The 19429-nt window shown below is 44.8% G+C and carries 10 protein-coding genes; 3 read left to right on the top strand and 7 right to left on the bottom strand.

Annotated features, from left to right (window positions below):
- Positions 1-94 precede the first annotated feature (94 nt).
- Positions 95-3181, bottom strand: coding sequence for an LPS-assembly protein LptD (locus tag ACPEGP_RS05310; RefSeq protein WP_423814163.1), 3087 nt, complete (start codon positions 3179-3181; stop codon positions 95-97).
- A gap of 339 nt (positions 3182-3520) precedes the next feature.
- Here ACPEGP_RS05310 and ACPEGP_RS05305 point away from each other — a divergent pair, with 339 nt between their 5' ends.
- Positions 3521-4630, top strand: a complete 1110-nt coding sequence (locus tag ACPEGP_RS05305; protein ID WP_423814162.1) for an aminoglycoside phosphotransferase family protein — start codon at positions 3521-3523, stop codon at positions 4628-4630.
- Positions 4631-4738: 108 nt separating this feature from the next.
- Entirely contained in the window at positions 4739-5482 is a 744-nt protein-coding gene (gene murU, locus ACPEGP_RS05300; RefSeq protein WP_423814161.1) for an N-acetylmuramate alpha-1-phosphate uridylyltransferase MurU, read from the top strand.
- 376 nt (positions 5483-5858) lie between these two features.
- Here the strand turns inward: murU and cydB are convergent, their stop codons facing one another.
- From cydB to ACPEGP_RS05270, 6 genes are all read right to left on the bottom strand, one after another.
- Positions 5859-6875, bottom strand: coding sequence for a cytochrome d ubiquinol oxidase subunit II (gene cydB, locus ACPEGP_RS05295; protein ID WP_144296532.1), 1017 nt, complete (start codon positions 6873-6875; stop codon positions 5859-5861).
- Positions 6875-8380 carry a cytochrome ubiquinol oxidase subunit I gene (locus tag ACPEGP_RS05290; RefSeq protein WP_423814160.1) on the bottom strand — a complete coding sequence of 502 codons (1506 nt, stop codon included), beginning with the start codon at positions 8378-8380 and terminating at the stop codon, positions 6875-6877. The genes cydB and ACPEGP_RS05290 overlap by 1 nt, the downstream gene beginning before the upstream one ends.
- 513 nt (positions 8381-8893) lie before the next feature.
- The gene (locus ACPEGP_RS05285; RefSeq protein WP_423814159.1) at positions 8894-11488 is read right to left on the bottom strand and encodes an esterase/lipase family protein; all 2595 of its coding nucleotides are present in this window, start codon (positions 11486-11488) and stop codon (positions 8894-8896) included.
- A gap of 336 nt (positions 11489-11824) precedes the next feature.
- The gene (locus ACPEGP_RS05280; RefSeq protein WP_423814158.1) at positions 11825-13075 is read right to left on the bottom strand and encodes a tetratricopeptide repeat protein; all 1251 of its coding nucleotides are present in this window, start codon (positions 13073-13075) and stop codon (positions 11825-11827) included.
- A gap of 246 nt (positions 13076-13321) precedes the next feature.
- Positions 13322-13966, bottom strand: a complete 645-nt coding sequence (gene coq7, locus ACPEGP_RS05275) for a 2-polyprenyl-3-methyl-6-methoxy-1,4-benzoquinone monooxygenase (protein ID WP_288726365.1) — start codon at positions 13964-13966, stop codon at positions 13322-13324.
- A gap of 171 nt (positions 13967-14137) precedes the next feature.
- Complete coding sequence (locus ACPEGP_RS05270) at positions 14138-15478, bottom strand: MFS transporter (RefSeq protein WP_286796257.1); 1341 nt, start codon at positions 15476-15478, stop codon at positions 14138-14140.
- 324 nt (positions 15479-15802) lie between these two features.
- Between ACPEGP_RS05270 and ACPEGP_RS05265 the strand changes: the two genes are divergently transcribed.
- Positions 15803-19369: an autotransporter assembly complex protein TamA gene (locus ACPEGP_RS05265; protein ID WP_423814157.1), complete on the top strand. Its 3567-nt coding sequence runs from the start codon at positions 15803-15805 to the stop codon at positions 19367-19369.
- Positions 19370-19429: the final 60 nt, after the last annotated feature.

The following is a 19429-nucleotide window of genomic DNA, read 5'->3' as shown; positions in this document are numbered from 1 at the left end:
AGGGTGTAAACACTGCTATATGCTGTTATAGCACAAATGTTACTTGATACATAAACCATCAATCATACGTGAGTCTAAGGATATAGACGACGTTTTATTCATCTTTCCATGCGCTTTGAACCGGCTCAAAGCCCAACACTTTATCAGAAAGTAAGCGTGTTAAGCGGCTGCTACCGCTACCAAGACCGTTGAGTCTGATTTCTGCCATAATCGCTTGTGTTGGTTTGTCTTTGATATTCAAATCATTATAGTAACGACGACCATAAACTGCAAAACCAAAACAGCAATCCTCATAATCAACACCGACTAACGAGTCGAGCATTTTATCACGATTATAATCGTATTGACCTTGCGCCAATACGCGCCAGTTATTATTAATTGGGAAAACCGCTGATGCGGTAAACGCCGATAAAGGTAACTGGTTGGTGTTTTCATCGCGCATACGCTTCACAAAGCCGACGTTAAATAAACTGTTGTCAGATGGCTGATAACGCAGCTCAGTGGTGATATAGTTTAAATCATAGCTATGAGTAAGCGCGCCGCTTACATCGACCCAGACGTTATTATAAGGCTGGGTACTGGTATCCCACACCAATCCTGAGGAAGAATTCGTCAGCACAGGTTTTTGGCCTTCAAGGGTCACGCGCCCATCATCGATATAAAACTGCTCTGCGATACTACCATCAAAACGTGTCACACCCGTTGCATCGATGTAACGATAATTAATACCGGGTGTAAAGGCATGCAAATCTTGCAAGCGGTCATGACCTAAAAACCAGCTGTCCGAAAACAGTTGCTCGTAGTTGATAGAGGCAATACGGGTATTAAAGTTAGGAATATCGTTTTGGTCTTTATAGGGCGAGTAGGTATATTTTAAGCGCGGACTGAGCAAGCGATAACCGCCTAAAGTATCGTCAAAGGCGCCAAAGGGTGAGCCCGCTTGAGAAAAGTGCAAGCCAGCATCGACACTGACTTGAGGCACAAATACCGATTGGTTGCCGTCATCTTTGCTCAAATCATTGTCCGCCAAACTGTCTTCATCATAAGACGTATACAGATGCTGTAAGCTGAGCTTAGGTTTGATATAGCCCCAAGATTTTTCCATCGGATAAACGGCGCTTAATTTATTATAAAAACGCGTGCCACTTTTTTCATTTTCAGAGCCATCATCGATGGATTTTTTAAAATAAGCCGAGTCACTTACGCCTGTGATATCAAAGCTTTTTGCCCATGGTAGACGATAGTCAAGTTTAAGCTGTGGCAAGCGCGAGTACGGCTTGTCTTTATCTTGTAAAGGCTGTCCATTATTGTTAAATGCATCGAGCGTTTGGAAAGTCTCGACTTTTAATTCACCATTGACATAATCGTTATAATAATTCACCCGCGCACGGCGTGGTAGGTTTAACGTATTGTCTGACAAACCCAAGGTATCGAAGTCGTTGAGATAATCGGCATCTGACACATAGCTATATTTTGCGTCGCCACTTAAGCGCGGAATACTGGTAGATGACCAATAATGATCGTAAAAAAAGCTGCTACGATCTTCGCCATCATATTTTTTATCATTGGGCAAATAAGAGCCGTTAAAAATTCCTTCGCCGTACTCCTCAGTTAGATAACGAAACTCACCGGAGAGCATGGGATTACGGTTGGTATAAACGCGAGTATTAAGGGTGGCATCGTAGTTCGGCGCTAAATTAAAATAATAAGGTACGTCAACTTCAAGGCCGCTTTCACTACCGACACTCGCGCTCGGTAATAAAAAGCCGCTGCTGCGTCTATTGTCTATAGGGAAATTAAAATAGGGTAAATAAAATACCGGTACATCAGCAATTTTAAACGTTGTGTTGTAAGCTTCGCCGCGGCCTGTTTCGGTATCTAAATCGATGCTTTTGGCATCAAACTGCCATTTGCGGTTGGTCGGCGGGCAAGTACTAAACATCACTTCATCAAGCTCATACTGCGTCTCGTTAGGGCGGTTTAAGCGCTTGGCATAGCCGTGCGCTTGCAGCTCTACGCTAGCAAAAGCCACGTCCTTAGCTGTTGATTGTCCGGTTTCGGTATTGTAGTTTAAGCTGTCCGCGACGCCGATAAGACCGCCAGTTGAGGCTTTATCACTGAGGCTAGGTTTACCGTTTTGGACATTAATATTTTGTCCGTTGCCATTTTGAAATGCGCTATTTCGCACACGACTAGCTGGGGTCGTGCCAGTAGCGTCTTTGTTTTGTCCAGTCGCTTGGTCGGTAAACATCACTTTACCCTGTGCGGCCGCCACATTGTTGTTCAAATCGAGTACGATTTTTTCCGCTTCGATATGCTGCGTACCTTGGTCAACGATGACATTACCAGAAAGCTCGGCGTAGTCGACATTGTCGTAATAGCCATAATCCGACTCTGCAAACAGTGGCGCTTGATTATTAGGAATGCCGTTTAAGTTGGGCGCTGGCTGGCCGTTAGGTGCGCCCGTTTCATTGATCGCACGTTGGTAATTAGGATTTTTCTTAGGATAAACCCATTGACCTTCACAGCGCTGGGCGCTATCGACGCTATTTGGTAGCAGTTTTAAGTCGTTGCCTACAGGTTCAATGGTTTGCGCGGCAAAAGAGTTTTGAGTATCGCTGTCATTGCTATCTGCTACGTCATCATTGCTATTATTGTGTAACGTAGCGGGATCTGTATCAGGCGTTAATTCATAAAATTCTGCTAAACGTATCAGGCTGTCTTGAATACTTTCGTCATTGACATCAATGCTGCGCTTATTGGATTTGGCTGTGTTGCTGTTATTATTATTGACGGGCGCAGTGGTATTGTTTGTTTTAGTAGCGTTGTTGACGGCATTATTATTAATATCAATACTGTCACTGCTGTCATTAATTGCCGTTATATTTACGTTGTCACTGGTAAATACGTCATCAGTGTTGAAAACAGGCGCAGTTGCTAATTGACTGTTTAACGCTTTATTATTAGCATCAGCAGCGCCATTTTGGGTTTGATTGCCCTTTTCAGTAGAGAGGGTAGACATGGCGGCGTCACTACTATTTTCAGTGATTAGTGGCTCAGTCGTCTGTGCATCAACATTGTTATCGACAGGATTAAGAGCCGCACTGACCGTCAAGCTGGTTAAGCCCAAGGCGCCAAATAAAATCAAACGGATGCTTTGGTAAAGCGGAGAATATAACAAGGGCACACCTATGATTGTAGAGCCTATTGGATTGCGATCGTTAAATGACAGGCTGTATTTTAACGGTATTTAACGACGAATAAACCTGTCATTAAGACGATAATCTCGAAAATCGGAACGTTTTACATATAATGACGACTAATCATAGTCAAAAAAAACCAAATCAGCTACACTATTTACCAAAATTTATAATATAGCGGATGATACAGACCTTTTTACGGCGGCATAGCCAGTAGAGTTTGTCTGCTTAAAGCGGCTGCATTGCTCAGTTGCACGCTCATTATTTTAACAACTATTTGCCCCACATATCACTTATTTATGACTGATATTTAATTTGCGATGCTTTTTATGACGGATAAAACCATGACAGTACCTAGCGTGACTGGTACGCGCCAGCAGCAGTTAGAGCAATGGCTGCAAGACGTGTTTGCCAACCAAAAATTTATTCTTGATAGTCTGCCGGGCGATGCCAGCGCGCGCCAATATCACCGTATTCAATTACTTGATAATGATGCTGTCGAAACAGGGCGCTATATTGTCATGGATTCAGCCGATGAACAAGACGCGTTGCAGCAGTTTATCAATGTCGCAAAACTGATGGCGCCAGCAATCAATGTCCCGACACTCGTCGCTCAAGACATGGCAAAAGGCTTTTTGGTATTGCAAGATTTTGGTACGGTAGAATTTGCTCATCTGCTGGTCGATGCGCCAGCCGCTCAGGTGAATGATTACTATCAATTAGCGCTGCGCACTTTGGTTGCCTTACAAGCGGTGTCAGTGGCGACCGCAAAGACGGATCATCAATTACCAGATTATGATGCTGCCCTACTAAACCGTGAGATGGATTTGTTTAGCGAGTGGTTTATTCCTTATATTGGTATAGAGCTTGCGCAAACGCTTTGGGAAAATCTTAAAACGGCTTTAATCGCTGAGATTTTGGCGCAGCCGCAGGTCATCGTCCATCGTGATTATCACAGTCGCAACCTTATGCAAGACCAAGCAGATCATACGCGCTTGGGCGTGATTGATTTTCAAGATGCGGTGATAGGCGCGTATAGCTATGATTTGGTGTCTTTAGTACGCGATGCTTATGTAGAATGGCCAGAGGATCAGGTATCAAGCTGGATACAGGACTGCTGGCAATTGCAAAAACAGGCAGAGCTTGCGACAGCTGATAATGCAGCGCAGTTTGAAAATGATGTCAATGTCATGGGCGTACAACGGCATTTAAAAGTGCTGGGTATTTTTATCCGCCTGTTTGAGCGTGATGGTAAAAGCCGCTATTTGGCCGATATTCCAAAAGTCATGCGTGACCTGATTTTTGAGCTAGAATGGCTGGCAGAACATGGTAATTCCAATATGCAGCAAGCGGTTACCCCTTTTAATGAATGGCTGCGAGAGTCTATCTTGCCTGCTTATCAACATAAATTTGTACAACAGTATATTTAAACAGCATGAGCAAAATAAAAGCGATGACAGTATTCAACGCTTTTACTTTGTTTAAAACAGTCGATAATGAATAATAGGCAATCATACAGCCAACAACAAGGAGCGTGTATGTCGGTAATAACGCAAGCGATGATTTTGGCGGCTGGCAAAGGTACGCGCCTGCGTCCGCTCACACTCGAGACGCCAAAGCCTTTGGTGGAAGTAGGCGGGCAGCCGCTTATTGTCTGGCATATCAAGGCGCTACAAGCTGCTGGCATTACTGATATCACTATCAATGCCTCATGGCTTGCAGACAAGCTGATGCAGACATTGGGTGATGGTGCAGAGTATGGCGTAACGCTGCATTGGTCAGATGAAGGTGATGAACCGCTTGAAACTGCTGGTGGGATTTTTAACGCGCTGCAAAACCGTAAGCTGCGCGATGAGCCTTTTATCTTAGTCAACTCTGATATTTGGACGACCTATGATTTTGCGCAGTTGCGAGATTACCCGTTAGGCGCTGACCAACGAGCGCACTTATTATTGATTGATAATCCTGAGCATAATAATGGCGGCGACTTTGCTATCAATAATGGACTGGCAAGCGAGCAGCCGATTGCCGATGCGGACAAATATACCTTTGCTGGCATCAGTGTCATCTCACCAAGACTGGTTGATGGGCTGGTAACAGGACAACCGGCAGCCCTTGCGCCCTTGTTAAAACAAGCAATGCTAAAGTTCCAAATTACCGCTGAGGTGATTAAAGACAATTGGATAGACGTCGGTACGCCCGAGCGCCTAACGCAAATCAATGACTATATAGAAAATCGCAGTATAGAAAATCACAGTGTCGATAATCATCGCGGCGCATAAACGGTTTTACGACAGTCAAAGTTAAAGCAAAAAAGCAGCGCTGAATATTTACTATTCAGCGCTGCTTTTTTATGGCGCTAGGTTTTGATAAAAGAGATTTTATACACCCATTGCCAATTTTATTAATCGGGCAATGGTAAAAACAACCAAAAAACCCGCCAAATATAAGCCTATAAACCAAGCCCATTGCGACTGTTTTTTACTGAGTTTTTTCATCACTATCTCCAAACTGCCTTTTAACTCCAAGCTATTTTCTAACTTCAAACTACCTTTCTAATCTAAGCCATTTTTTAATAATCAGTCATCACATATTCATGAGCGGATTAAGCTAAGCGCGGCTACTATCCTTACTAGATAGATAATAGCCGCAGCTTATTTAATACATGTGCTCGTGGTCGGTTTTACCTTTAAAAGTATAATACGCGAAAGCCGTGTAGCTTAAGATAATAGGTAACATAATACCGGCGCCGATGAGCATAAAGGAGAGCGAAGTATCAGCCGCTGCTGCTTCATAAATTGTCATTTGATACGGTACGATATATGGGAATATCGCTATACAAACGCCGATATAACCCATCAAAAATAACGCAACGGTCAATAAAAATGGACGATACTCGCGCTCAGTGGTTAAATCTTTACGCATAAAGAAGAATAAGAGCAAGACGATAATTGGCATCGGCGCTAGATATAACAGCCCTGGTAAACTAAACCAGCCTTCCAGCGCTTCGATATCTGAAAAATACATGAATATCGTCACCGCAATCATCGCGACGATTAAGGCGGTGAGCAGCCAACCTGATACTTTGCGTGCCCAGACTTGCAGCGTATGTTCGGTTTTGATAATCAGCCAAGTAGAGCCCAGTAGCGCATAACCAATCAATAGCGCAAAACCGCACATGATAGAAAAAGGCGAGAACCAATCAAAAGGGCCGCCTGTATACAGACGATTGCTGGCCTCTAAGCCTTGAACCAGCGCCCCAAGCATAATACCTTGGGCAAACGTCGCAACGACAGAGCCGATAAAAAAGAAACCATCCCAAACGTAGCGATGGGCGGTGGCTTTAAAACGGAATTCAAATGCCACGCCACGCATAATTAAGCCAAACAGCATAAAGATAACTGGCAGATAAAGACCGCTCATAATGATGCCGTAAGCGACAGGGAAGGCGGCGAATAAACCACCGCCGCCCAGTACCAGCCAAGTCTCGTTACCATCCCAAAAAGGCGCGATAGAGTTCATCATGCGGCTACGGTTTTTATCAGAGCCTGCAAACGGAAATAAGATGCCGCAGCCCAAATCAAAACCATCTAGTAAGACGTAGATAAAGACTGATAGCGCAATCAAGCCACCCCAGATTAAGGGTAAATCTAATACATCACCATAGTTAAACATTAGCGTAACCCTCCATCATCGACGTCGTCAGCAGGTTCGTCCGAACCTTCTTCAGGCCCTTTGGTTTTATCAGCAGCGCGCTTATCACCGCTTAGCGTGCGACCTTGGGCTTCGGTGACAGAGTGATCATAGAAATGATCATCCGACGGATCCTCGTACGGTTTGGGTCCTTGTGCAATGAGGCGCAAAATATAAAAGCTGCCCGCGCCAAATACAAAGGCATATAGCACGATAAAGCCAATCAAGGTTGTCGCCACTTGCTGCGCTGCGATAGGTGACATACTCTCAGCAGTACGAATAACCCCATATATTGTATAAGGTTGACGACCTGTTTCGGTCACAAACCAGCCGGCAAGTAACGCTATAAAGCCAAGCGGCGTCATCATCATCCACGCACGGTGGAAGAGCTTACTCTCAGGATCGAACTGCTGCTTTTTAAAGTACTTATAAAGACTAAATAAACCGATGAGCACCATTAACATACCAATACCAACCATGATACGAAATGCCCAAAATACAATCATAACGGGCGGCTGATCTTCTGGTACCCAATTTTTAAGACCTTTGACTTCGCCATCTAGTGAATGGGTGAGAATCAAACCGGAGACATAAGGAATGCTAAGCTCATAGTTATTGGTTTGGTTCTTTTGGTCCGGTATGGCAAATAGCCGCAATGCCGCACCGCGCTCATCTTCCCAAATCCCTTCCATCGCTGCGACTTTAGCTGGCTGATGCTCAAGAGTGTTTAAGCCATGCTCATCACCGATGAGGACCTGCGCTGGCGCCACAAATATCGCCATAATCATCGCCATGCCGAGCATGACTCGACCATGCTGCCGATGCTCAACGTGCTTTTTGGACTGTAAATAATAAGCGCCAATACCGCCAACCACAAAGGCGGTGGTTAAAAAGGCTGCTGTCATCATATGGGCATAGCGATAAGGGAACGAAGGATTAAAGATAATCTCAATCCAGTTGGTGGGGTATAACAGACCATCAGCGCCCAGCATAAAACCTTGCGGCGTTTGCATAAAGCTGTTGGCGGCCAAAATCCAAAATCCTGAAATCATCGTACCAATGGCAACGATAGCGGTGGAGGCAAAATGCATGCGTTTGCTCACCCGTCCCCAACCAAAGAGCATAATCCCTAAGAAGGACGCTTCTAAGAAAAACGCCGTTAAGACTTCAAACGCCAATAATGGGCCTAAGATATTACCAGCTCTGTCGGAGAACACGGCCCAGTTAGTTCCGAACTGATAGGACATGACCACACCCGATACCACGCCCAGTCCGAAGACGACGGCGAAAATCTTGACCCAATGTTTGTATACTTCAACATAAATGGGCTCGCCAGTTCTCAGCCAGCGAAATTCAAGCACGGTCAACCAGCTGGCAAGACCGATAGAAAAAGCGGGGAAGATAATATGCCAGGAAATAACGAAGGCAAACTGAATGCGCGCGAGCATCAACGCATCCATTTGATCAATCATAAATGTAGCGAACATAAACGGTTACCCTTATCTGTTAGCTGAATAGCGTTGGCTTCCATGATACGCGCAAGTAACTGTCCGTAACCGTCCATCAATCAGGGCGCTTATTATTACGGGCAATCGCTAAATATTAGTTAGCGGCAAATGTAATTAAGATAAAAATTTAACTAAAATAGCGTTCATTACCCTTATGTTTTATTCATTACCGTAGGGTAAGACTCAAAAACTTTAGGGCCGACTATTTAGCCAAAGTAAATAATTCATATCCTTATAAACTATTAAATATTCATCAAATGATCGTTTTATTCATATTAAACGTTTTAGTATTATGCGCTTCACCTTACGCACACGCAAGTTGCACAAGTGTGCTATCACACACCTATGCGTTCATAAACCAATTACAATATTAGCCAATAATCTTTGAAATAATAGTCATTGTTTAACTATTGTTATCAATAGATACCAAACAGTAATATAAAAAAACAAATTTTAATAATAAGAATTCAAAGCTTTTTATATAGGTGAAATTTAGTTTGTATCTTGCTGCTGTAATTGTTGATGCAAAATACGGCGTAAGGTCAAAATGGTTTGCGGGTTTTCTTGGATGCTATGACCGCCGTTAATAACCGTCTCTGACGCTGCACCATCGAGGTGAGCGCTGGTGTAGGGCACGATACCATCTGACAGCTGCTCGGTGAGTGCTTGCCCAATCTCGCCATCGACTGTCACGGCGGCGACCAGCGGTTGACCTGGCAACTCATCACTATCCGTTAACAGCGCATTGCTGTCATCAACGTCGATAACGTCCTCTGCATGGTCATTTTCTGTTATCTCTTCGGACAAGTCGAGCTTTGCTCCAGCAGGCTGCATTTCTGCCAAACCTCGGGTAATATCAGCATCGTTATTGGCGATGATTGAATGATAGGTGATACGGTCGTTGATACGGATATCTTTGGTTAATTGAATAAAAGACGATTTGTCACTTAATTGACTGGCGCCATTTTGTAAATATAGCGCGCCGAGCGGGTTCTGGGCCAAATCGCCTTGGATGGCCAAGGCTGCTAAGTTATCGGTCACCGTTTTTACCAAACCAACGGGCAGATACACGATGCGGCGTAGCGCGCGCGTGAACCAGCGGTCGGCATAATCGGTACCGCGAAACGGCGACGATAAAAATACTGCCGTATCTACTTGTGGCAAAGTTTTAAGCTCAAAACGCTCTTTTAGCTGCTCTTTGCCCGCAGACTGCTTGATCGCCTCACGTATTTGACGTTTCTCATTCATGGACAGCGCATTGTGGTCGTCAAGTCGGTCCAAATCATCGAGCAAGTTTTCGTCAGACAGCATCATACGCGCAATGATACCGCCCATACTATGACTGATAATGACGCTGTTTTTGCTGGCAATATTTTGCCCTGTCGGGTCGGTTTTTTCATAAGCGGTATTGATGAGCTTTTGGATTTGATAACGATTTTCCAAAATAGGCAAGTTGGTTGGATAAAAAATCTGCCAAACTTGATAGTTATTGCGCAGTTTGTCGTCATTAAAAATATCGTTGGTTAAGTTGACCCATGTCGCTGGGCTTGAGGCCAAACCGTGCAGCATGATGATGACGCGCTTATCAGCATCATAAGGTTCGAGCATAAAGAGCTTGGGTAAACTGGTTTCTTTTTTACGGGTAATCAGGTTTAGATAACCGACGCCATCGAGCTGGTTTTCTGCCAACCATAAGCCGTAACCTGCTGAAAAGTTTGCCGCCAGTGGATAATCGTCACCTAAGATATTGGCGCTCTCGCTGCGGTAAGGGTTGTATAAATGAATATCAAGCTGTTTGCTGCTCAGGGTATCAAGCACGCTATTGCCCGTCGGCTTAATCAGCCCGGTCATCAGTAAATGTCCGGTCGGATAAATCCGCGTAATGGCATCATCACTGTCCAAGCTATTCTTTGAGGGGTCTTTCGAGCTTTCGTTTATATCGCTGGCTGTTCGACGAGGGCTTTCTTGATGCAGTCTGCCCGTCCTATCTGCTAACGACGAGATTAATAATTGACGAATGGTAGTGGTATAGCGGTCGTCCAATGAAGCTACCAAGCTGATACCCAGACCTGGGCGCTTACTAATAGAGTTTAGTCCAGAGAGGCGTAGCTCATAGGTCGAGACCAAATCGGTTAGGGCAGCGGTTTGTTGGTTGGCATTTTTGAGGTAGTTATTTTCGTTGGGCAAATAGACATTGAGATTGTAATCGTCTATGTGCATTTTCATGACTTTGATTTGGTCAGTTGGTCGCCCCTTGACGGCCGTGCGATTGGCAATTACTGCTCGCTCGCTGCTAGTGGCAGTACTTGCGGACGTCGGTAAGTATTCTACCTTGGTATTACCCATCATTTTACCGCCACCATCAGCCGTTTGATAGAGCTGGGTAATCACATCGTTACTGGCGGCGTTATAGATGTCTTGGGTTTGGATATCCATCTCACTTGGAATACGACTTTGCGCGTGTGAGCGTCTGGTTTCTTTATCCGCACCTTCAAAATCATGCTCTAAGCTGTCATAAAATAAATAGGTATAACTGGTTTTAATGGCATCAAATAAACGTTCTTGATAGCCAATCAAGCAGCTATCGGTTCTTTTTTGCTGTGCCTTGGCATCAGTGTCGCTTAAAGGCGCGTTGGCATAATAAGGGTCAAGTGGCGGGCGGGCGAGGGCATTGCGGCAGTCTTTAGATTCGCCAAGCTGGCGCGCTTTGGCGTAGTGTAATTCAGCAAATACTGCCAAAGCTGGGCGATAATGTTCATTTAGCATGCTGTCGGTAAGCTGCGTTAGGCAGAGGTTAAACTGCTGCATACACGCTTGCTCATTAAGCCCGGTTGACAATAGGACTGAGGCAGTATCGCTACTCAATTTGTTATCGGTGACAATATTGCCGCGCTGGGCGGCGATAGTCTTTTCTGAGGGCTGTTTATTGACGGAGACGGTGCTACAGGCAGGTAATATTGCCATGGCGGCGACCACTGCGAGTAGAGCAAAAGGCGTCTTGTTTTTACGCTTGTACTTGTACTTATACTTATACTTATACTTATGTTCTAGCGACGGCATATCGTTGGCAAGGTCAGCAAATATCATAGGTCATTCCAGTAATAAGTATCAGCAACGCATCATAAATAAGTGATAAATACCACCTTTATATAGCAGCATGAGTGTAACGTAAGTCGAGCTATTCAACTATTGTAGTTGTTATCTTATAGTCATCTATCTTATATTCATATAGCACGAAATACTATCGAAAAGATGGATAGGCAATGCTTAACAAAACCCACTTAGATATTTCTAAATTAAGCACAAAAAAGCGCGCTCACATTATTAATCATAATTGCAGCGCGCTTTTTACAGCTCTTTAGAAATCGGTGTGAGCTATCATTTTACCAAATAGCTAACACTTTACGTTTCTATCACAAAGAATTAAGTGCTTGGTTTGATATTAATATCTGGGGCAGGGATATCCCAAATATAGAATTTACCGTCCTCGATCAGCTTAATTTGTTGACGAATAATAGCGTTGTCAGGGTTTTGTTGTGCCAAGCGGCGTAAACGCTCTAACGCCTTATCACGGCGATCACTTAACAAGTCAGATTGCGCAAGACTCTGCTCAGCTTCGGTGTAACCAAGAGTAACGGCTTTATCAAGATATTTTTGACCTTCTTTAAAACCGCCACCTTCTGAGAGCATCATGCCATAGATAAAGTTGGCCTCGCCGCTATTTGGTTTAAGTTTAATGGCGCGATCGATATATTGTCCGCCACGTACCGTGTATTCTGAGCCTAAATCTAAGTTGCGTCCCATGCCATTGAGTTTGGCGGCGCGAACTAAGACATCGTACGAGGCATTTGGCGCTTTGGCATACGGCTCAATCCATTCAGTCAAGACTTTGATTTTTTCACGGGCGTTGTGGCGCTGGGTGCGGTTCGGGAAGTTTGGTGGATAATGGCGCGCATTTGGTGAGACTTCTTTGATAAAGTCATCGAGTAAGCTGACGTCCAGTTTATCAGTGCCAAGTCCTTGCTGCTGCGGTATGAGCACGGTAGGGACAAAGCTGATATCTGAAATATTCACTTGCGGGGTTGGGATATTTGGCAGCTGACCACTGCGTAAATCAATCCCCGTCGCAGTGATAGGACCACGCTCATAAACGCGCGTCGTACCGGTCAACTCGGACGTGTCTGGTGTTGGTACGGCTGGTGGTTGGGCAGCATTTTGCGCAGTATTTAAAGGCGCACGGTTTGGTTGGACAATAGCCTGCTGGACATTGCTTTGCTGCGTATTGCCTTGCTGCGTATTAAGGGCTTGATTATTAGCTGATTGCGCTATGTTAGTTGGTTGGACGGTATTCTGCTCAACATTGTTTTGAGCGCCAGTCTCAACTCCAACATTGGCTTGAGCATCAGTTGGCGCCGTGCTAATCGTTGCATTTGGCTTGGCTAGGCGAATGATACGTTTACTAGAATCGATAGCGCTAGGTACTGCTGTGCTGCTCGTAGCGGGCGCTGCGGCGGTATTCGCTTCTTCAGCTGCATTTGCCGGCGCTGATAGCAGCATGGCACAAGCGGCAGCGAGTGCCGTTAGAGTCGCAAGCCTAGGCGCTTTACTAGAGTGGGGCGCTTTACTAGAGTGCGATGCTTTATTAGAAATAGGGGTTTGGCTGATGGCTTTCATAAAAATAATTACCTTTTAATCGTTGTCGTTTATCAGTTATTGTAGTTACTGACTTGTTATCTATTCATCCATTGATTGATCGTTAGGTTTTGGCATTCCGTAAAATCGTACAAATTTTTCATACCCTAGCAAATTAATCTGACTGCTAACAGTAGTAGGATTGTTAAAAGCACAGAATAATGCCGTCTGTAGCCACTAAAAAAAGATGCAGATTAGTAGCGTCTGCGTATTATAGATGATAAACGCTTATAAATGATAAGCCGTGGCTTTCATGCGATTGGCCATCCAGCGCATCGTGTGGCGTACTAGTGGCGACAATGCCGCGCCGCCATTTGCCAGCGCCAACTCGCGGTGATGTAATTCTTCAATATCCATTTGCGCCAGTATTTCTCTTGAGCGTTGATCTTGCGGTGGCAATTGACCGATATGGTCTTGCAAATGCTCACTAACTTGCGCTTCGGTTTCGGCGACAAAGCCCAAGCTAAACTCGTTAGAAATCGCCCCTGCTACCGCGCCAAGCCCAAATGACATGCCGTACCATAAAGGCGTAAAAATACTAGGATGGCTGCCAAGCTCATCTAAGCGAACCTCGCACCAAACTAGATGATCGACTTCTTCTTCAGCAGATTGCTGCATGGCTTGCTTGACGTCATCGTTTTTTGCGGCAAACGCTTGCCCGTGATACAGCCCTTGGGCGCAGACTTCGCCCGTATGATTGATACGCATCAAGCCTGCGACATGACGGGCTTCGTTGATACTCAGCTCAGGAATCTCATCACTGCTAACAGGCAGCGGGCGAGTGCTAGGATTTGAATGCGGTACAACCGCTCGCAATGCTTTATCTACGCCAAGTAATAGCTGGTCAATTTTTGATAAGGGACGCTGCGCCATGATTCACTCCTGATGGCTGTATGAATTATAAATAGAACTTATGATGAATAGGTTTAAGCTATTTAATAGGCCACTAAGCCTATCAGACAACACTTATCAAACCACTATAACAAACAATAGACAATCTCGGCAGCGAAATTATTGGCTTGCCGATTCATATTGCGTTTGACGCTAGTCGTATCGATTTTTCTCGTCATCATGAGTTTGGATAACGGCGTGTTTGATGTGTTTATTAAGCTTAAGATATAAAAATATACCAAAGATAATATTTAATAAGCCGGTAACTAAAAACAGTTGCGGCAAATTTAGACCCAGCGCATTTAATACCACAATCGAGAAAATCGCCGAACACACCATAAAAATGGCGTTAAAGATATTATTGGCACCGACGATACGCGCGCGATGGCTTTTTGGTGCATAAGCCTGCATAGAGGCGTATAAAGGCACGATGTATAAACCGCCGCTAAAGCCCAAAAAGAACAAGTCGGCAAACACGCGCCAGCTACCGCTCAGACCCCATAAATCACTGATACCAAATAGTGCAGCCGAGCTGACATTGAGTTTGAGCCCTGACAAAGAAAAATATAAATCAATGGCAAAAATGCTCAAACCTGTAATGCCAAAGGGCAGTAGGCGCAGACTGACTTGATTTTTGGTCAGGGATTTGCACAGTAGCGAGCCAATCGACACCCCAACTGAAAATAGCGTTAATAAGAAAATCACCACGGATTCATCGCCATGCAAAATGACTTTGCTAAATTCTGGCGTTTGGGTCAAAAACGTCGCGCCATAAAACCAAAACCAGCTATTACCAAGAATGACAAAGAATAAAAAAGGCAACGAGTATAAATAACGCACCGTCGCCATACTGGTGGTAAAGATATTCCAATTAATCTTCAAATCAGGCTGCATCGCTGACATGGTAGGAATAAAACGGGCGGCAAAATAGCCTATCGCCGCAACAAAAAGCACCGTCACACTTATCCAAAATAGCGGCTGGGTAATTTGGGTCAATACCCCAGCGATAATCATACCAAGCAAAATGGCAAGCGAGGTGCCCATTTGAAACAGACCATTGGCACCGACCAGCTCATTTTCCCTCATCGCTTGCGGCAAGTACGCATACTTAATCGGCCCAAAAAACGTCGATTGCGTCCCCATCAAAAACAGTGCCACAAATAACAGCGCGTACCATTCAAAGACAAAGCCGACAGCAGCGATAATCATAATGCCTATCTCAAGCAATTTAATTAAGCGCGTCAGTTTCGATTTTTCAAACTTATCGGCAATTTGCCCTGCCAATGCCGAAAATAAAAAGTACGGCAAAATAAACAACATCGCCGCCAAGTTATTTAAAATACTGACTTCCATGCCCAATTGGCTGGCAGCAGTATAGGTCAGCACCAGTATCAGTGCTTGCTTAAAGATATTGTCATTAAAAGCACCCAAAAATTGGGTAAAAAACATGGCATTAAACCGGCGATGTTTAAAGAGTTGAAACTGATTGGCCATGAAGATTCCTACAGATGGGTCGCGGCTAATAAAGGAGAAAACAAACTTTTACGCAGTGATTGGCAGATAAACAATTATCAATACTATCAAAAACTTATCGAAATATAGCGTAGGTTTTATCGATGTTACGCCGTATAATAGCAAGGCTTTGGTAAAAATACATGCGCACAGTGCTATGATTTGAGAATTAACTAAGTTATGATTTGTAAATTTTAGCCGTCCAAACCTTTAATGTCAGCGAACTGTTCTACGTTTATTCACCGGTAAGACGAGGCGATTGCCATCGACCGTCACTTGTGCCGCGTGAGGTGATAGGAAATAAATATGAAACACCAGCCTTCAACTCTAGCGCGCCACTCATCGGGGATACCGCCTGCTGCTGCGTCAAATGCGCCGCTGTGTTCGGCTAAATTTGCTCATCCTACTCATATAAATCCTATGGATAACCCTCGTGTTTGTTTTACGCGTACGGCGCTATTTCGGGCATTGACCACCAGTTTGGTTGGTTTTGGGGTCAGTGTTGCTATCGCGCCTAGTGCTCTTGCCGCCACTGATTTAAATAATAATACGGCCAATAATGCAAGCAGCAGCCAACTTATCAAAAATAGTGGCAATGATGCGACCACTGCACAGCCGCAACGACAATCGCAGCCACCAACGCCAAAACCGCCTTCCAATTCTTCGGCTCAGTCCTCGTCTAAACGAGCACTTTCTAAAGATGCCTATGAAGACAGCCAGCTTGATATTGCTTTGGACGCCTTGCGTCTAAAAAAAGCCGTTGAAGAAGGTATTATCGATCAATCGGTATTGGATGATTATAGCGAGCAGAACTTAGGTATTAAAAATCCTAACAAAAACGCCACCGCGCAAGCAAATAACACGGATAAGTCCCAGTTATCAAATAATGATATCGATAGTATTAATGACTTTGCTAGTGCTATCGGTAATGGCATAGATAGTCTAGGCAACAACCAAGCATTTGACAGCAATGAAAACTTAGAGCAGCAAGTTAATAGCGTGCAGCAACAAGGCTATCAGATGATGACGCCTGACGAGATTGATCGCGAGCTGGCGGCGATGGATAAGCAAAACGCTCAAGATATCGGCAATATCACTCAAAGTAATGCCGTTAATAATATCGATGGCATGCGTTATGACGACAATGACTTTCAAGCTTTAGATGGCGCATTTGATGCGCCTGTTGCAAGGTTAGACGATAGCACGCCGCCAATTGGGCTCGATGTGAGTTTAGATGCTACCAATTTACCAGCACCAAGCAATCTTGAAACCTTGGGTAGAAATGAGGCCGCTGCTAAGCAGGCGGAGACAGATGATGTGATGTCGCGTCCTATTGACGTCAGCGACTCGGTTGGTAGTGGCACTGGCGATAGCGCGACTAGTGTGGACATGGATAGTGGTATAGAAAATGCCCAGTCGGACAGCATCAATCCTGATGATTATTTGCCTAACTATGAAAACGATGTCAATGCGGTAAAAGAAAGTATCGAACAAGCGGCGAAACCCAAACCGATAGCACGTAACAAAAAAGGCAATATTGTTAAGCGCCTTTATAATCGCTTTTTTAATGGTGGCGTTGTCACCCTACCGCATGTTGAGACGACCATTTATTTGCAACAAGCTGCCGCAGATAATTTAAACGATAATAGCAAAAACAACGCTCAAAACAGTACAAGGAATGCTAAACCAAAATTAACCAAAGCCGATGATGATATTCAGCCCTTTAAGAATATCAAAGCCGCTATTGATGACACTACCTTGCAATCTGTGGTTGATTTCACTGCTGCGCTGCCACGTCTACGACAAAGCGCCTTAGATGCCGCCAAAGCCGTCGGCTACTATGATGTGACCCTACGTTTGCGCCAACCAACTACCGATACCATTGATGTCATTATTGAAAAGTTAGGTGAGCCGGTACGCGTGGATAGCCGCATTGTTGACATTCGCGGCGAGGGCAGCGAGCGAGAAGAGTTTGCCAAGCTGGAAAAAGACCTACCGCCACAAGAGGGCGATATTTTTAATCACCGCGTTTATAAAGACAGTAAGGCGGCGCTTGAATCGCTCAGTGATACCTATGGTTACTTTGATCAATATTGGCTCAATAAATCGGTCGATATTATCTTGCCCGACAATACCGCCGATGTGTCGCTGGTTTACAATACGGGCGATCGTTACAAGTTTGATGAAGTGGTGTTTTTTACTTATGATCAAGAGTCGGGTACGCTGACCCGCGATCCTGAAAAGCTACCGGTTGAACTGTCGTTATTAAAGCAGCTGGTCGACTTTGAAGAAGGCGAGCCATTTTATCGTCCGGCCGTGACCAAGTTTAGTAACGATTTATCGGCGACCCGTTATTTTAATACTGTCAACGTCGAGACGATTTTGCCGCCAGACGAGCGTACAGAAAGCAGTACTTTAGCCTTTGATAATACGCCTAATAGCAGTAGTGCTGAGACTACCGATGATGACTTCGATAGCAATAATATCGAGCAAGATGAGGCAGTCAAAGCCGAAAGTGACGCTGAGCGTTACGCTACCAGCAGTGAGACAGTCAATCCAGCCGATATCGCTGCCATCGAGTTTGAAGCCGATGAAGAAACCTTGGGTAAGCTGCAAGCCATTAGACAAAAAGCTGAACGTTTAAGCCGTCTGCCGGATGATCGCGTCTTGGATGAAAAAGACCAAAAAGCCACTAGTATTTTGGGTAAAATCAGCGACTCTATCAGTAATGTCGCACAAAAAATCTTCCCTGATGAAGAAAATATCCTTGCCGATGAAAACTTCGTGCCGCCAACGCTTGCTGGACGCAAAACCCCGCAGGACGTGTTAGAAAACAAAAAAGTGCCACTGTACGTCTTTGTTTCGGCAAACAAACCACGTGATGCCCAAGTTGGTCTCGGTTATGGTACCGATACTGGGGTGCGCGCCACTGCTAAGATAGATTATAATCTGATCAATCGTAAAGGCTATCAAGCAGGGGCAGAAACCGAAGTATCGCGTATTACCAAAAATGTTGCCGTGTATGGCAGTCGACCATGGAAGCATCCGCTAAACGATAAGTTGGATGCCCGTTTGACCTATGAAGAAGAGGTCATCGACCAAGGTGAAGGTAATTTTGACTTATCTACCAAAACCTTAAAAGCAGCATTGGCGCGTAATATCCGCCGTGAAAACGGTTGGGATCGTAGCTATTCTGTACGCTACCGTTTAGATGAGTTAGAAACTGGTGTCGATGAGGAAGAATTAGACAATCTGCCAGTGCGCTTTACTTCCTCGAAACCGACGCAGCACGCTTTGTTATTTGGTTATGGCATGAGCAAAACAGACGTCGATAATGCTGCCAATCCTACCCGCGGGTTCCGTCAGTATTATGCGCTTGAAGCAGGTTCAGAAAGTCTGCTAAGCGATACCGATATGGCAATTTTACGCGCGGGTGTGAGCGGTCTTTATAGCTTCGGGGCTGACGATAAACACCAAGTGCTGGGCAGTTTAAATACCGGTTATATCTGGGCGGATGATTTTTATGAAGTGCCTTATAAACTGCGCTTCTTTGCTGGCGGCGATCAAAGTATTCGAGGTTATGATTACGAAAGCCTATCACCGATTGAGAAGGGCTATCTCACCGGAGGACAAATCCTGGCAGTCGGCAGCGCGGAATATAACTATGAGTTTAGACCAGGTTTCCGCGGCGCAGTCTTTACCGATGTCGGTAATGCCTATGACAAAGATTTTGAAACCGACACCAAAGTTGGCGTCGGCGTCGGTATCCGCTGGGCGTCGCCGGTTGGTGTGGTACGTGTCGATGTTGCTGCTGGCGTGACGGAAGATAGCATCCCTGTTAGACTGCATCTGTTTATCGGGTCACCTTTATAAATGGCTGCTATAAGTACGCCTAACACCAGTGCTTATAACCAGCCCTAATAGAAACTAAAA

Source organism: Psychrobacter sp. 219-2-C, assembly GCF_049560815.1.
Classification (GTDB): domain Bacteria; phylum Pseudomonadota; class Gammaproteobacteria; order Pseudomonadales; family Moraxellaceae; genus Psychrobacter; species Psychrobacter faecalis.
Note: the sequence above shows the minus strand (reverse complement) of the source record. Positions and strands in the feature narration are given on the sequence as shown.

Coding starts and splice junctions, on each gene's coding strand:
- ACPEGP_RS05305 (WP_423814162.1), top strand. CDS start 3,521: ATGCTTTTTATGACGGATAAAACCATGACAGTACCTAGCGTGACTGGT.
- murU (WP_423814161.1), top strand. CDS start 4,739: ATGTCGGTAATAACGCAAGCGATGATTTTGGCGGCTGGCAAAGGTACG.
- cydB (WP_144296532.1), bottom strand. CDS start 6,875: ATGTTTAACTATGGTGATGTATTAGATTTACCCTTAATCTGGGGTGGC.
- ACPEGP_RS05290 (WP_423814160.1), bottom strand. CDS start 8,380: ATGTTCGCTACATTTATGATTGATCAAATGGATGCGTTGATGCTCGCG.
- ACPEGP_RS05285 (WP_423814159.1), bottom strand. CDS start 11,488: ATGATATTTGCTGACCTTGCCAACGATATGCCGTCGCTAGAACATAAG.
- ACPEGP_RS05280 (WP_423814158.1), bottom strand. CDS start 13,075: ATGAAAGCCATCAGCCAAACCCCTATTTCTAATAAAGCATCGCACTCT.
- coq7 (WP_288726365.1), bottom strand. CDS start 13,966: ATGGCGCAGCGTCCCTTATCAAAAATTGACCAGCTATTACTTGGCGTA.
- ACPEGP_RS05270 (WP_286796257.1), bottom strand. CDS start 15,478: ATGGCCAATCAGTTTCAACTCTTTAAACATCGCCGGTTTAATGCCATG.
- ACPEGP_RS05265 (WP_423814157.1), top strand. CDS start 15,803: ATGAAACACCAGCCTTCAACTCTAGCGCGCCACTCATCGGGGATACCG.